Origin of the sequence: Amycolatopsis sp. NPDC005961, from assembly GCF_040629235.1 — a bacterium.
GTDB classification, from domain to species: Bacteria; Actinomycetota; Actinomycetes; order Mycobacteriales; family Pseudonocardiaceae; genus Amycolatopsis; species Amycolatopsis camponoti.
Map to the genome: position 1 here is coordinate 191243 of NZ_JBEXVF010000004.1, position 13027 is coordinate 204269.

A 13027-nucleotide genomic window follows, 5' to 3' on the forward strand; every position below is an offset into this window, starting at 1 on the left:
ATCCACTTCCGGAATCGGGAATTCCCATGGCGGACGACACGAGCCCGACGGCGCGGGCCCTGCGCACCCTCGAGCTCCTCCAGGCCGGTCCGGGCATCACGGCCGAACGGCTCGCCGGCAAGCTCGGCGTCTCCGAACGCGCCGCCCGGCGCTACGTCGGGATCCTGCGCGAGGCGGGCATTCCGATCGTCTCCGTCCGCGGGCCCCACGGCGGCTACCGGGTCGGGCGCGGCCTGCGGCTGCCGCCGTTGACGTTCAGCCCCGCCGAGGCCCTCGGCCTGGTCATGGCCGTGCTCGACGGCCACCACGACGCCGGCGATCCCGCCACCCTGGTCGGCGGTGCGCTGGGCAAGATCGTGCAGGCCCTCCCCGAGTCGGTCGCCGCGCAGGCCGAGGCCGTCCGGCGGACCGCCGCGGCCGCACCGGACGCCGCGGCCGCGCGGCCGGACCCCGAGACCACCTCGGCCCTGGTGCACGCCTGCGCCGAGCACCGGCGGGTCCGCCTCGGCTACCGCTCCGAGGCCGGCACCGAGTGGACGGGCGACGTCGACCCGTGGGCCGTCGTCGTCCGCCACGGCCGGTGGTACCTCTTGTGCCGCAAGCATCCGAAGGCGAGCGCCGGGCGTACCGGATCGACCGGGTCCGAAGCGCCGGCATCGGCGACGACACCTTCGAGCCGCCCCGTGACCTGGACCCGGTCGCGATGGTCGAGGAACACCTCGCCGTCGGCTGGGAGTACGACGTCGAGGTCGTCATCGACGCACCCCTCGACCTGGCCCGCCGATGCCTGCCCCGCGCCGTCGGGCAGCTCGGGCGCATCGACGACGGGACGACCCGCCTGACCGGCAGCACCGGCAATCCCGCCTGGTACGCCGAGCAGCTGGCCAGGATCCCGGCGCCGTACCGGATCGTGCGCTGCCCCGAGCTGCGGGAGGCCGCGCGGGTCCTCGGGCAGCGGCTGCTGGACGCCACCCGGATCGACGGGTGAACCCAGGAACGGCCGCGTATCGTCCTCCTGTGGCGGAACACACCGGCGAGACCCGCAACGAGCAGCTGACGCGCAACATCGGCGAGCTGCTGCAGGAGCTGCGGGTCGCGCAGGCCGGCGTGCAGATCCTCTTCGGCTTCCTGCTCTCGGTCGTGTTCACCGACCGGTTCCACGACGCCAGCGGGTTCGAGAAGTCACTGCACCTGTCCGCGGTGGCGCTCGCGGTGGCCGCGACCGCGCTGCTGACCGCGCCCGCGGCGTGGCACCGGCTGCTGTTCCGCACGGGCAGCCGGGAGCGGATCCTGACCGTCGGCAACCGGCTCGTGCTCGTCGGCCTGGTCTGCCTGGCCCTCGCGATCACGTCGACGGTCGCGCTGATCGCCAAGGTCGTCTACGGCGAGATCGCGATGATCGTCCTGGCCGCGCTGTGCGTGCTGCTCTTCGGGATCCTCTGGTTCGTCATGCCGCTCCGGATCCACCGCGCCACCGGCGGTCAGCCGACGGGACCGCCCAGGTAGAGCGTGTCCTCCTGGACGAAGCAGAGCGGGTTGCCGAACGGGTCGTCCGCGTAGAAGGACCGTTCGCCCCAGAACTGGGTTTCGATCGCGTCGTCGATCCAGCGCGGCCCGGCGTCGCGCACCCGCCGGAACGTCTCCTCGACGTCCTCGACCGCCAGGTAGACGATCCGCGGGTCCCGCTGCGGCCGCGGTTCGCGGTGTTCGAGCGGCGCCTCGACGCAGGCGAGCACGACGTCGCCGCAGGTGAAGTAGTGCCGGTTGACCGAGATCCGCTCGCCGGGACCGTCCAGGACGGCGGCGTAGAACGCGACCGCGATCTCGATGTCGTCGACCGGCTGGATCAACCGGAAGACCCGCGCTCCGCTCATGGCGCGAACAGTACCGCTGTTCATCCCGAGTTCGGCGGCCGTTGCCGGTGCGGTCGGCCGGCGCCCGTAGCTTCCGGCGCGTGACTGACACCTCTCGCCGGACCTTCCTCCTCGGCGCGGGCGCCGCCGCCGCGGCGACCCTGCCGGCCGTCGCCCTCGGCACGCCGGCCGTCGCCGCCGAAGCGCGGGGCCACCACCGCCCCGACGCCGAAGATCCGCGCTTCACGCTCGTGGTCATGCCGGACACGCAGTACCTGTTCGACGAGGACCGCGGCGACGCGGCCCCGTTGGACGCCTCGCTGCGCTACGTCCTCGACGAGGCTGACGACAACGTTGTCTTCCTCGCTCACCTCGGAGACCTCACGCAGAACGGCCGCGCGGACGAGTTCTCGCGCATCAGCAGGTCGTTCCAGGCCCTCGACCGCCGCCGGTTCCCGTACAGCACCCTCGCGGGCAACCACGACATCGACGGCTCGAAGGACGACCAGCGCGGCCCCTCGCCCTACCTGGACGCGTTCGGCCCGCAGCGTCACCGCAATTCGCCGACGTTCAAGGGCGCGTCGAAGGACGGCTACAACACCTACCACGTCTTCCGCGGCGGTGGCCGCGACTGGCTGCTGCTCGCCCTCGACTGGCGGCCCTCCGCGGGCGGGCTCGAGTGGGCCAGGCAGGTCCTCGCGCAGCACCCGGCGCTGCCCGCGATCCTCACCATCCACGAGCTGGTCTGGGCCGGCGACGACCACCAGGCGCAGTTCTCGACGTTCGGCGAACTGGTCTGGAAGGAGCTGGTGAACGGCAACGACCAGATCTTCCTGACGCTCAACGGCCACTACTGGCCGACCGGGCGCACGGTCCGCGAGAACGCCGCCGGGCACGACGTCCACGTCCACATCGCGAACTACCAGGACCGCTACTACGGCGGCAGCGCCATGGTCCGGCTCTACCAGTTCGACCTCGCGCGCGGCGTCGTCGACGTCCGGACGTTCTCGCCGTGGCTCGCCGCGCAGGACCACCTCAGCGAAATGCAGCGGGTCGAGGCCGAGCGCAGCGGCGCCGCCGACTACTTCAGCCTGGAGATCGACTTCGCCGAGCGCTTCAAGGGGTTCGCACCGGTGCCGGTCCCGCCCGGGCGTCCAGCGAAGCAGGTGCTGGTGCCGGGAACGGTCGCGTACTGGCGCTTCGAGGGCGGCCAGGACGGCAAGCCGGTGCCGGCCGACGTCGTCGTGCGCGACCAGAGCGGCCGCGGCAACGACCTCACGCGCGTCACGGCGCCCGGGAGCGGTCCGGACGCGCTGAAGTACGCGAGCGAGTTCTCGCCGCGGCAGCCGTCGCGGGCGAGCCTGCGGTTCGACGGCGGCCGTGACCCGAGCCGCGGCGCGTACCTGCGCACGGTCGACGCGGCCCCGATGAACAAGCTGAAGTTCGAGCGCGGCTACACCGTCGAGGCGTTCTTCTGGCTGCCGGCGAACTTCAAGGACGGCCACCACGGCTGGTGCGGCCTTTTCGCCCGCGAGGGCAGCGGTGGCGCCGCAGGCAAGACCGGCGACGACCCGAAGGAATCGGCCGCCACACTGTCCCTTTCGGACGGTGGCGAGCTGCAGTGGGCGGTGTTCCCCTTGAACCAGAACCGGATCTCGACGAACTGGGGCCACGAGCTGCCGGTCGAGAAGTGGTGGCACGTCGCGGTCGTCAACGATGGCCGGCGCACGACGGTGTTCGTCGACGGCTGCCCGGTGGTGCGCAACCCGGCCACCCCGGCGGTCGGCCTCGCGAATCCCGGCGGCTCGTGGCTGGTCGGTGCCTCGTCCTACGACGGGAAGGTCGACCGGAGCTTCGCCGGGCTGCTGGGTGACGTGCGGGTGGTGGACCGGCCGCTGAACCCGCGCGAATTCATGCTCGGATAGGGGTCTTGACAGCGGGTGGACAATAAAAAATCGACGTGCCTTCCCGGGAATAATAGGAAGATCCGTCGAATGTAGCTTTAGTCTAACCGCTGTGAGGGGAATTTGTCAAACCAGGGGTACGACGAGGAATTGCGGGCCGAGCGCGCGTACGTCACCGGGCTGTACGCGCGCCTCGACCGCGAACGCGAGCAGGCGGGGGCGCGCTTGCGCGGCGCGCTCGGGGAACCGGGGACCACGCTGGTGGAGCGCGACGCCGACGTGCGTGTCCGAGCTCGTGAGACGGTCCGGCTGAACGTCGCCGACAACGGGCTCTGCTTCGGCAGGGTGGACGCACTGAGCGGGGAAACCGGCTACATCGGCCGGATCGGTCTTTTCGACGGCGAAAACGACTACGAACCCCTTCTGCTGGATTGGCGGGCGCCGGCGGCGCGGCCGTTCTACGTCGCCACCGCGGCGTCGCCGGAAAACCTGCGCCGCCGCCGTCAGTTCCACACGCTGGGGCGAAAGGTCGTCGATTTCACCGACGAAATCCTCGGCCGTCCCGGTGACGGCGAACGCGGGGACGCGGCGCTGCTGGCCGCGGTCAACGCCCCGCGCGGCGACGGCATGCGGGACATCGTCGCGACGATCCAGGCCGAGCAGGACGAGATCATCCGGCTCGGCCACTCGGGGGTGCTGGTCGTCGAGGGCGGCCCCGGCACCGGGAAGACCGCCGTCGCGCTGCACCGGGTGGCGTACCTGCTCTACACGCAGCGCGAACGGATGTCGCGCAGCGGCGTGCTGGTGGTCGGGCCGAGCCCCCTGTTCCTCGACCACATCGGCCGCGTGCTGCCTTCGCTCGGTGAGTCGGACGTCGTGTTCGTGACGACCGGCGACCTCGTGCCGGGCTTGCGCGTCACCGCCGAAGACGAGCCGGAGGTGGCGAAGCTCAAGGGGTCGCTGAAGATCCTCGACGTGCTGACCGCGGCGGTCGCCGACCGGCAGCGCGTGCCCGAGGAACCGGTGCCGGTCGAGCTGGCCGACGTCACCGTGGCGCTCGACGCCGGCATCGCGGACGAGGCCCGGCTCGAAGCCCGCCGGTCCGGGCTGCCGCACAACGAGGCCGGCGCGGTCTTCCGCGCGCAGGTCGTGGCGCTCCTCGCCGAGCGGGCCGTGGCCGAGATCGGGGAAGGCTGGCTGACCCGCGAGGACCGTGGGGCGTGGGCCGACCTGCGCGCCGACGTCCTCGACGAGCTGGCCGGGCACGAAGACCTCGGCGGCACGCTCGGCGCGTTGTGGCCGGAGCTGACGCCGGAGACACTGCTGGCCCCGCTGTACATGTCGCCGCGCCGGCTCGAAGCCGCCGGCGCCGATCCGGCGCTGTTCCGCGCGGACGGCGCGGCTTGGACCGTGTCGGACGTGCCGCTGCTCGACGAGCTGGTCGACCTGCTCGGCCGGGACGATTCCGCCGAGCGCGCCGCCGCGCGTCGCCAGGCGGAGGAGGACGCGGAGTACGCCGAAGGCGTCATGGACCTCATCAAGCTGGACCGCGAAGAGCAGGATGAGGATCTCGGCCTGGTCGCCACCGACCTGCTCTACGCCGAGGACCTGGCCGACCGGTTCGCCGAGCGCGACACCCGCGACCTCGCCGAGCGCGCGGCCGAGGACCGGGACTGGACCTACGGGCACGTCGTCGTCGACGAGGCACAGGAACTGTCCGAAATGGACTGGCGGGCGCTGATGCGGCGGTGTCCGAGCCGGTCGTTCACGGTCGTCGGCGACCTGGCGCAACGCCGCAGCGCCGCCGGGGCGACCGAGTGGGGATCGATGCTGGCGCCGTACGTCGCCGACCGGTGGGCGTACCGGGAGCTGACGGTAAACTACCGGACCCCGGCGGAGATCATGACGGTCGCCGGCGCGGTGCTCGCGCGGTTCGCGCCGGACGCGCGGCCGCCGGAATCCGTGCGGGCGAGCGGGATCCGGCCGTGGTCGCGGCGGGTCTCGGACGCCGAGCTGGCGGCCGCCATCGACGATTTCGATCGCGAAGAGGCCGAACGCGAAGGCACCAGCGTCGTGATCGGCCCGCCCGGCGTACCGGGCGCCGTTCCGCCGTCGGCGACGAAGGGCCTGGAGTTCGACGCGGTCCTCGTCGTCGAGCCGGAACGGATCCTGGCCGAAGGCGCGCGTGGCGCGGCGGAGCTGTACGTCGCGCTCACGCGCGCCACGCAGCGCCTCGGGGTGCTGCACCGGGATCCGCTCCCGGCGGTGCTGGCCGGGCTCGCCGAAGCGGGCGTGCCCGCGCGGGCGGGCCACCGGCGGTTCCAGTAGCGCGCGCTCGCTCGTGAGTGAGAAACAGTGTTCTAACGCTGTTTCTCACTCACGACGGGCTTACGCCGTGAGCCGGCCCCAGGCGTAGTTCTGCTTGGCCAGCTTGAGGTAGACGAACAGCTCGGTCCCGGACACGCCGTCGATCTTGCGGATCTCCTCGCCCAGCACTTCGAGCATGTGGTCGTCGTCCCGGCAGACGAGTTCGGCCAGCAGGTCGTAGCGCCCGGCGCACAGCACGACGTAGTGCACGTTCGGCAGTTCGGACAGCTTGTCGGCCACGGCGCGCGGATCAGCGCCGTCGACGCTGATCCCGACCATCGCCTGCCTCGTCAGATCGACGTTGACCGGGTCGGTCACCGCCACGATCTGCATGAGGTCGTCACGCAGGAGTCGTTGCACGCGCTGGCGAACGGCCCCCTCCGAGAGCCCGACCGCCTTCGCGAGCGCGGTGAACGAGGCCCGGCCGTCTTGCTGCAGCAGGGCGATCAGCGATCTGTCCGTGTTGTCCAGCCCGCGCGCACGTGAATCTTCACCCATGCCGTCCCTCCCTGTGTTTCGGCATGTGATTTGTCAAGTGCGCAGCGTATCGAGACCTGACCAGAAAGCGAGACCCCTGCGCCAGCTTCACGTGATCCGGCGCCAGGATCGTGATTTGCCGAGGAATCGGTGGCTGGGGAGGAAACTCACGAGTCATTCCGAGGCGGCCTCGGGCGGCCGATCTAGAACCAGGTGGCGAGGGCGACGTCGAGCGGCCCCTCGCCAGCCCAGGCGACCACGCCGTCGGGCCGGAGCAGCAGCGGGCCGGTGTTCGTGACCGGCACGACGTCGACGCGCGGATCGGCCGGGTGCTCCGCGCTCAGCAGGAGGCCGCGGCCGGTGCGGGTGTGTTCGTGCAGCCGGGTCGTGCGGCCGTCGGCGTCGACGAGTTCGAGGTCCGGGCAGTGCTCGCCGGCCGGGGCCGGGGCGGGGTAAGGGAAGTCGTAGCGCTCGCGGACGCCGGACAGGAGGTCCGCGAAGTACCGGTTCGCCTCGGGCAGGTCCAGCACTTCGCCGACGATCTCCCGCAGCGCGTCGATGTGCGGGCCGGGCGCCAGCAACGCCGACTGCGCGCGTGTGTTGCGTAGCACCGCTTCGCCGGCCGGGTGCCTTTCGCGCGTGTACGTGTCGAGGAACGCTTCGGGCTTGTCGCCGCGAAGGACGGCGCCAAGCTTCCAGCCGAGGTTGGCCGCGTCCGGAATGCCGAGGTTGAGGCCATGCCCGCCGCTCGGCGAGTGCACGTGCGCGGCGTCGCCGGCGAGGAAGACGCGGCCGCGGCGGTAGTCGTCGGCCTGGCGGGCCTGGTCGCCGAACCGCCGTTCCTCCCGGAAGTCCTCGACGACGACGTCCGCGCCGGTGACCCGCCGGATGCTCTCGGCGAGCTCGGCCGCGGTGACCGGCTCCGGGTTCGACGCGGGTTCGGTGACCCCGACCATGCTGCCGCCGTGCAGGAAGGTGCCCCCGGCGTACCGCCCGGCGGGCGGGATGGCGCCCGCGAACCGGACCTGCCCGGCGACCGTGCGCAACAGGGCCGGCGTGCCGGGGAAGGCGAAGCCGGCCAGCTTGCGCACGGTGCTGCGGCCGCCGTCGCAGCCGACGACGTACTGGGCGCGCCAGGTCTTCCCGGCGGTGACGGTGACACCGTCCACATCGGATTCCAGGGCGGTGACCTCGTGACCGCGCAGGATTCTGATGCCCTCGGCGTGCTTCGCGAGGACGCGTTCCAGTTCCGGCTGCCAGATGTTCGTCCGCGGGCGGTCTTCGCGCGGGACGATCTTGAAGATGTTCGCGAAGTGGCCGCGGGTGCTGCCGTGGTCGCGCGCGAGGTCCTTCGTGCCTTCGACATCGGCTTCGGCGAGCTGGGCACCGAGCCCGCGTCGCCGGAGTGCCTCGGTCGCGAGCACGCCCAGGCCGCGCGACTTCGGTTCTTCGGAAGGTGTGGTCAGGCGTTCCAGGACCAGCGGCTCGGCGCCGGCCAGCTTGAGCTCGGCGGCGAGGAACAGGCCCACCGGACCCGCGCCCACGACGATCACGTCGGCATCCATGCTGTCTCCTTAACTTGTTAAGGACTAAGATGGCCTTAACAAGTTAAGTCGTCAAGGAGCAGCATGCCGCTGGAAGTCGGCGACGCGGTGCGCGTCGCGCTGAAACTGCTGGAAGACGAGGGTCTCGACAAGCTGACCGTGCGGCGGCTGGCCACGGAGCTGGGGGTCAAGGCGCCCGCGTTGTACTGGCACTTCCGGAGCAAGCGCGCGCTGCTCGACCACATGACGGACGCGATCGTCGCGCCGGTCGTCGCCGCGCTGCCGTCCGGCGGGCCGTGGCTGAAGTGGCTCGAAGACGCTGGTCTGGCGCTGCACACGGCGTTGCTCGCACACCGCGACGGCGCCCGCGTCGCGCTGGGCGCGGACCTCACCACGGCCCGCGCGCTCGGTGAGCTGGCCGAGCGCGCGGTCGGGGTGCTGCATGACGCGGGCTTCCCGCTCGGCGAGGCCACCCGCGCGGCCGGGGTGCTGGTCCACTTCGTGCTCGGCCGGGCCGTCGAGGACCAGACGCGGCTGCCGCCCGCCGAGGAGGCGGCGGTGATCGCGTCGGCCTCGTTCCCGTTCCCGCTGATGGCGCGTGGCCTGCGCGAACGCGCCGGTTCGACGGTCGAAGACGACTTCCGCTACGCGCTCGGCGTGCTGCTTGCCGGCCTCGACGCGGTCAGCCCAAGTCGCGCCGGCTGAGGTCCTCCTCGGTTTCGCGGCGCACCAGCAGCGTCGCGACGCCGTCCTTGACGCCGACCAGCGGCGGGCGTCCGACCTGGTTGTAGTTCGAGGCCAGCGAGTAGTGGTACGCGCCGGTGCACGGCACGGCCAGCAGGTCACCGGCGTGCAGGTCGCCGGGCAGGAGGAGGCCGTCGGCGAGGACGTCGCCGGCTTCGCAGTGCCGGCCCACGACGGTCATCGGGAGACGCTTCGCCTTCGATCGCCGTCCGACCAGGCGCGTCGTGTAGCGCGCGCCGTAGAGCGATGGCCGCGCGTTGTCGCTCATCCCGCCGTCGACCGCGACGAACGTGCGGCTGCCGCGCTTGACCGCGCAGACTCGGTAGACGGTGATCCCGGCCGGCCCGACGAGCGCCCGGCCGGGCTCGATCGTCAAGCGTGGCAACGGGAATCCGTGCGCCGCGCACTCGTAGGCGAGCGCCACGCGCAGGCGTCGCGAGTAGCCGCCGAGGTCGAACGCGGGCTCGCCGCCGACGTACGGCACCGCGTGCCCGCCGCCGAGGTCGAGCTCCCGCAGGGTGACGCCGTGGGTGTCGCGGATCCGGACGAGCACCTCGGCCATCCGGCGCGCGGCGGCCTCGTAGCGGTCGACGCGGGAGACCTGCGAGCCGATGTGGCAGTGCAGGCCGGCGAGCCGCAGCCCGGGCTGGCCTCGCACGGCCCGCACGGCCGCGTCGACGTTGTCGGGGACGCCGTCGAGCAGCGAGAAGCCGAACTTCTGGCCCTCGGTGCCGGTGCTGATGGCCGCGTGCGCGCCGGCCGCGACGCCCGGCGTCACGCGGATCATCACCTGCTGCGCGCCGTGGGCGAGCGCGCCGAGCTGCTCGATCTCGTCGAGCGAGTCGACCACGATCCGGCGGACGCCGTACGCGAGAGCGGCCTTCAGGTCTTCGGGCGTCTTCGCGTTGCCGTGCAGCAGCATGCGCTCCGCGGGGAAGCCGACTCCGCGCGCGACGGCGATCTCGCCCGCGGAGCAGGTGTCGAGCGACAACCCCGCTTCGGCGACCCAACGCAGTACGGACCGCGTACACAGCGCCTTGCTCGCGTACGCGACTTCGACGTCCGGGAGCGCTTCGCGGTACTCGCGGGCGGTGTCGCGGACCTGCTGCTCGTCGATGAGGTAGGACGGCGTCCCGAAGCGGGCGGCGAGGTGGCTGACCCGCGCGCCGGCGAAGAGGAGCTCGCCGTCTTCGCCGATTCGGGTGCTTCGCGGCCAGACTCCTGGCTCGAGGTGATCGGCGGCTTCGCAGCCGAGGCTGGGAAGAAGCTCGCTGAGCGTCACGGTGTGCCTCCGGGCATCACGGCGGATCGGACTCCGTCAGGACATCGCTGTCTTCTTCGCCGGGCTTCCCCCGTGAATGTCGTCCTGACGGTGTCCGGCGGTGTGCTGATGCCTTATTAACGCGCGAGTAACTTCGGCCACACCCCGCTTGCCTGCGCAGAGCTGAATTTCCACGGCGGCCGCCGTCACACGGGGCATGGTTACCGACACGATGGACGAGACCGAGTTCGCCGAACTGACCGAGCGGCACCGCCGGGAGCTGCGGGTGCACTGCTACCGGTTCCTGGGGTCGCTCGACGAGGCCGAGGACCTGGTGCAGGAGACGTTCCTGCGCGCGTGGCGCGGGCGTGACCAGTACGCCGGGCGGGCGAGCGTGCGGGCGTGGCTGTACAAGATCGCCACGAACGCGTGCCTCGACTTCCTCGCCCGGTTCGTGCGGGAGGTGCCCGCGCTCGACCTCCCGGTGGCATCCGGCTCGCACCTGGCCCCCCGACCCGCGGCGGCCGTCCCGTGGTTGCAGCCGGCCCCGGACGACGTCCTCGAGACGGCGATCTCGCGGGAGACGGTCGAGCTGGCGTTCCTGGCGGCGGTCCAGTACCTTTCGCCGCGCCAACGCGCTGTCTTGATCCTTCGCGACGTCGTCGGCTGGTCGGCGAAGGAGACAGCGGCGGCGTTGTCGACAACCCCGGCTTCGGTGAGCAGCTCGCTTCAGCGCGCTCGGGCGGAGTTGAAGGAGCAGCTGCCTTCGCAGCGTACGGAGTGGCGCGTGGCTTCAAGCGGCGAAGAGCGCGAAGTCGTCGCGCGCTACATCTCGGCTTTGACGTCGGCGGACGACGCGGCGATCGCCGCGGTACTCAGCGAGGACATCCGCTGCAGCCACCAGCCGGGAGCGGGCGGCCACACCGGCCCCCACCCGACTTGGTACGGCGGCCGGTCAACGGTCCTGGCCGGCTGGGCGCCGGTGCTGCACGGGCCGGGGGCGATGGAGTTGCGCCTGCTCCCGGTCCGCGCAAACGGCGGCCCAGCGGTAGCGACGTACCTCCGCCACGACGGCCGGTTCCGGGCGTTGGGGCTGAACGCGCTGAGGGTGGTCAACGGCCAGGTGGCCGAGGTGACGACGTTCGTCCCAGCGGTGTTCGGGGCGTTCGGTCTGCCGGAGGTGCTGCCGGAGGGCGCTTGAGGCGGGCCGATCGGCGACGCGCGTTCGGTGTGCCGAGTTGCTCTGCCGGAGGGCCCTTGGGTGTGGCGGGCCGGGCGTTGGCGCGGTCTGCCGGACTTGCTGCTCGATCGAAGCTGGGTCTTGACGCGCGTTCGGTCTGCCGGGCGTGCTGCCGAGGGGCAATCAGGACAGGCCGGTCGGGCGCGCGCGTCCGGGCCCGCCGGGCTCGCTGTCGGAGGGCGCTTGAGTTGTGGCGGGCCTGCCGGGCGTTCGGTGCGCCGGATGGCGCCGGCCCGGCCGCAGCGTGCCCACTCGCCGGGAGCCGGGAGCCGGGAGCCGGGAGCCGGGAGCCGGGAGCCGGGAGCCGGGAGCCGGGAGCCGGGAGCCGGGAGCCGGGAGCCGGGAGCCGGGTCGCTCGGTCCCTGCCTCAGCGGGCCTTGTGGTCCGCCGCCGTGCCGCAGACGCAGCCGCGGTCGGCTCCCTGGCCGGCCGCCGTTGCCGCGCAGTAGCGGCGGGCTATCGCGTCGTGCGCTTCCAGGTCGTGGGGGCAGTTCGGGCACTGGGCTTCGGTGCGGGGCACCTCGGGCGCGCCGGGCGCCGGGGCCGTCATGCCGGCACCTTCTTCGCCCGCAGCGGCTCGCTCACCGAGTGCAGGTGCTGGAGCACGTAACCGTACGAGCGGGCCCAGCCGCACTGCGCGTAGGAAATCCCGTGCCGGTCGCAGAACTCGCGGACGATCACCTGCGCGTGCTTGAGGTTCGGCCGGGCCATGCTCGGGAACAGGTGGTGCTCGATCTGGTAGTTCAGCCCACCCAGCGCGAAGTCGACCACCGGGCCGCCGCGGATGTTGCGTGACGTCAGTACCTGCTTGCGCAGGAAGTCGAGCTTGTGCCCGGTCTCCAGCATCTCCATGCCCTTGTGGTTGGGCGCGAACGAGCAGCCCATGTACAGCCCCCACAGGAACTGGTGCACCAGGATGAAGATGATCCCGGTCAACGGCGACAGCACGATGAACACCGCGGCGAGGTACGCGGCCAGGTGCGCGATCAGCAGCGCGGACTCCAGCTTGCGGCGGCGAATGTCCTTGCGCAGCACCGCTTTCACGCTCGACACGTGCAGGTTCAGGCCTTCGAGCAGCAGCAGCGGGAAGAACAGGAACGCCTGGTACTTCGCCATCCAGCGCAGGAACCCGCGCTTCTGCGAGCTCTGCGCCTTGCTGAACGCGAGCGCGGCGATGTCGACGTCCGGGTCTTCGTCTTCGTGGTTGGGGTTGGCGTGGTGCCGCGCGTGCGTGCCGATCCACCAGCCGTAGCTCAGCCCGGTGAGTCCACCGTGGACGAACCCGGTGGCGTCGTTCGCCCGGCGGGTGCGGAAGATCTGCTTGTGCCCGGCGTCGTGCCCGATGAACGACAGCTGCGCGAACATCATCGCGAAGAACGCCGCGAGGAAGAGCTGCCACCACGAGTCGCCGAGGTAGGCGAACGCGACCCAGCCGCCACCGAACGCGGCGAGGTTCAGCCCGATCCGCACCGCGTAGTACCGCCGTCGCCGCCGGAGCAGCCCGGCGTCCTTGATGAGCCGGGACAGCTCGGCGAAGTCGCTGCCGGCCGTGGCCGGGGTGTCCGGAACCTGGGTGGAAGTCATCAACGTCACCGCTCTGGCTAAGTCGCAAAGGCTTGTCCAGCAACGGTTTCCAG

Annotated in this window: 12 protein-coding genes and 1 pseudogene; 7 read left to right on the plus strand and 6 right to left on the minus strand. The window is 71.7% G+C overall.

From position 1 onward, the window contains the following. Positions 1 to 26 precede the first annotated feature (26 nt). The 3 genes and pseudogenes from ABZ342_RS05695 to ABZ342_RS05705 form a co-directional block, all read left to right on the plus strand. Positions 27 to 545: pseudogene (locus ABZ342_RS05695) on the plus strand (HTH domain-containing protein); the annotation flags it as partial. Between the two features lie 47 nt (positions 546 to 592). Then, on the plus strand, positions 593 to 988 hold the full coding sequence (locus ABZ342_RS05700; protein WP_360469070.1) for a WYL domain-containing protein: 396 nt from the start codon (positions 593 to 595) through the stop codon (positions 986 to 988). Between the two features lie 29 nt (positions 989 to 1017). Further along, a complete protein-coding gene (locus ABZ342_RS05705) occupies positions 1018 to 1506 on the plus strand; it encodes a DUF6328 family protein (protein ID WP_360469074.1) in 489 nt (162 codons plus the stop codon). On the opposite strand, the gene ABZ342_RS05710 is transcribed toward ABZ342_RS05705, so the two are convergent. Then, complete coding sequence (locus ABZ342_RS05710; protein ID WP_155547958.1) at positions 1482 to 1874, minus strand: VOC family protein; 393 nt, start codon at positions 1872 to 1874, stop codon at positions 1482 to 1484. The two genes, ABZ342_RS05705 and ABZ342_RS05710, sit on opposite strands and share 25 nt — an antisense overlap. An 80-nt stretch (positions 1875 to 1954) precedes the next feature. Here ABZ342_RS05710 and ABZ342_RS05715 point away from each other — a divergent pair, with 80 nt between their 5' ends. Continuing rightward, entirely contained in the window at positions 1955 to 3778 is a 1824-nt protein-coding gene (locus ABZ342_RS05715) for a LamG-like jellyroll fold domain-containing protein (protein WP_360469077.1), read from the plus strand. Between the two features lie 102 nt (positions 3779 to 3880). Then, complete coding sequence (gene helR, locus ABZ342_RS05720; RefSeq protein WP_360469080.1) at positions 3881 to 6085, plus strand: RNA polymerase recycling motor ATPase HelR; 2205 nt, start codon at positions 3881 to 3883, stop codon at positions 6083 to 6085. A 60-nt stretch (positions 6086 to 6145) separates the two neighbouring features. On the opposite strand, the gene ABZ342_RS05725 is transcribed toward helR, so the two are convergent. Next, complete coding sequence (locus ABZ342_RS05725) at positions 6146 to 6622, minus strand: Lrp/AsnC family transcriptional regulator (RefSeq protein ID WP_155547955.1); 477 nt, start codon at positions 6620 to 6622, stop codon at positions 6146 to 6148. A 182-nt stretch (positions 6623 to 6804) separates the two neighbouring features. Further along, positions 6805 to 8166 (minus strand): FAD-dependent monooxygenase, encoded by a 1362-nt coding sequence (locus tag ABZ342_RS05730; RefSeq protein ID WP_360469082.1) that lies wholly within the window; start codon positions 8164 to 8166, stop codon positions 6805 to 6807. Positions 8167 to 8229: 63 nt separating this feature from the next. On the opposite strand from ABZ342_RS05730, the gene ABZ342_RS05735 reads away from it, so the two are divergent. Continuing rightward, positions 8230 to 8850 (plus strand): TetR/AcrR family transcriptional regulator C-terminal domain-containing protein, encoded by a 621-nt coding sequence (locus ABZ342_RS05735; RefSeq protein WP_360469084.1) that lies wholly within the window; start codon positions 8230 to 8232, stop codon positions 8848 to 8850. Here the strand turns inward: ABZ342_RS05735 and lysA are convergent. Then, a complete protein-coding gene (gene lysA / locus ABZ342_RS05740; RefSeq protein ID WP_360469087.1) occupies positions 8828 to 10171 on the minus strand; it encodes a diaminopimelate decarboxylase in 1344 nt (447 codons plus the stop codon). The two genes, ABZ342_RS05735 and lysA, sit on opposite strands and share 23 nt — an antisense overlap. Positions 10172 to 10367: 196 nt before the next feature. Here lysA and ABZ342_RS05745 point away from each other — a divergent pair, with 196 nt between their 5' ends. Continuing rightward, positions 10368 to 11351: an RNA polymerase subunit sigma-70 gene (locus tag ABZ342_RS05745; protein ID WP_360469091.1), complete on the plus strand. Its 984-nt coding sequence runs from the start codon at positions 10368 to 10370 to the stop codon at positions 11349 to 11351. Positions 11352 to 11757: 406 nt separating this feature from the next. Here ABZ342_RS05745 and ABZ342_RS05750 read toward each other — a convergent pair whose 3' ends face one another. Then, entirely contained in the window at positions 11758 to 11940 is a 183-nt protein-coding gene (locus ABZ342_RS05750) for an RGCVC family protein (protein ID WP_360469094.1), read from the minus strand. Further along, positions 11937 to 12974 carry an acyl-CoA desaturase gene (locus tag ABZ342_RS05755; protein WP_155547949.1) on the minus strand — a complete coding sequence of 346 codons (1038 nt, stop codon included), beginning with the start codon at positions 12972 to 12974 and terminating at the stop codon, positions 11937 to 11939. Before ABZ342_RS05755 ends, ABZ342_RS05750 begins: the two co-directional genes overlap by 4 nt. Between the last annotated feature and the right edge of the window lie 53 nt (positions 12975 to 13027).

Excerpts from the sequence above, each read along its gene's own strand:
- ABZ342_RS05710 (WP_155547958.1), bottom strand. The coding sequence starts at position 1,874 with ATGAGCGGAGCGCGGGTCTTCCGGTTGATCCAGCCGGTCGACGACATC.
- ABZ342_RS05725 (WP_155547955.1), bottom strand. The coding sequence starts at position 6,622 with ATGGGTGAAGATTCACGTGCGCGCGGGCTGGACAACACGGACAGATCG.
- ABZ342_RS05730 (WP_360469082.1), bottom strand. The coding sequence starts at position 8,166 with ATGGATGCCGACGTGATCGTCGTGGGCGCGGGTCCGGTGGGCCTGTTC.
- ABZ342_RS05735 (WP_360469084.1), top strand. The coding sequence starts at position 8,230 with ATGCCGCTGGAAGTCGGCGACGCGGTGCGCGTCGCGCTGAAACTGCTG.
- ABZ342_RS05745 (WP_360469091.1), top strand. The coding sequence starts at position 10,368 with ATGGTTACCGACACGATGGACGAGACCGAGTTCGCCGAACTGACCGAG.
- ABZ342_RS05750 (WP_360469094.1), bottom strand. The coding sequence starts at position 11,940 with ATGACGGCCCCGGCGCCCGGCGCGCCCGAGGTGCCCCGCACCGAAGCC.
- ABZ342_RS05755 (WP_155547949.1), bottom strand. The coding sequence starts at position 12,974 with ATGACTTCCACCCAGGTTCCGGACACCCCGGCCACGGCCGGCAGCGAC.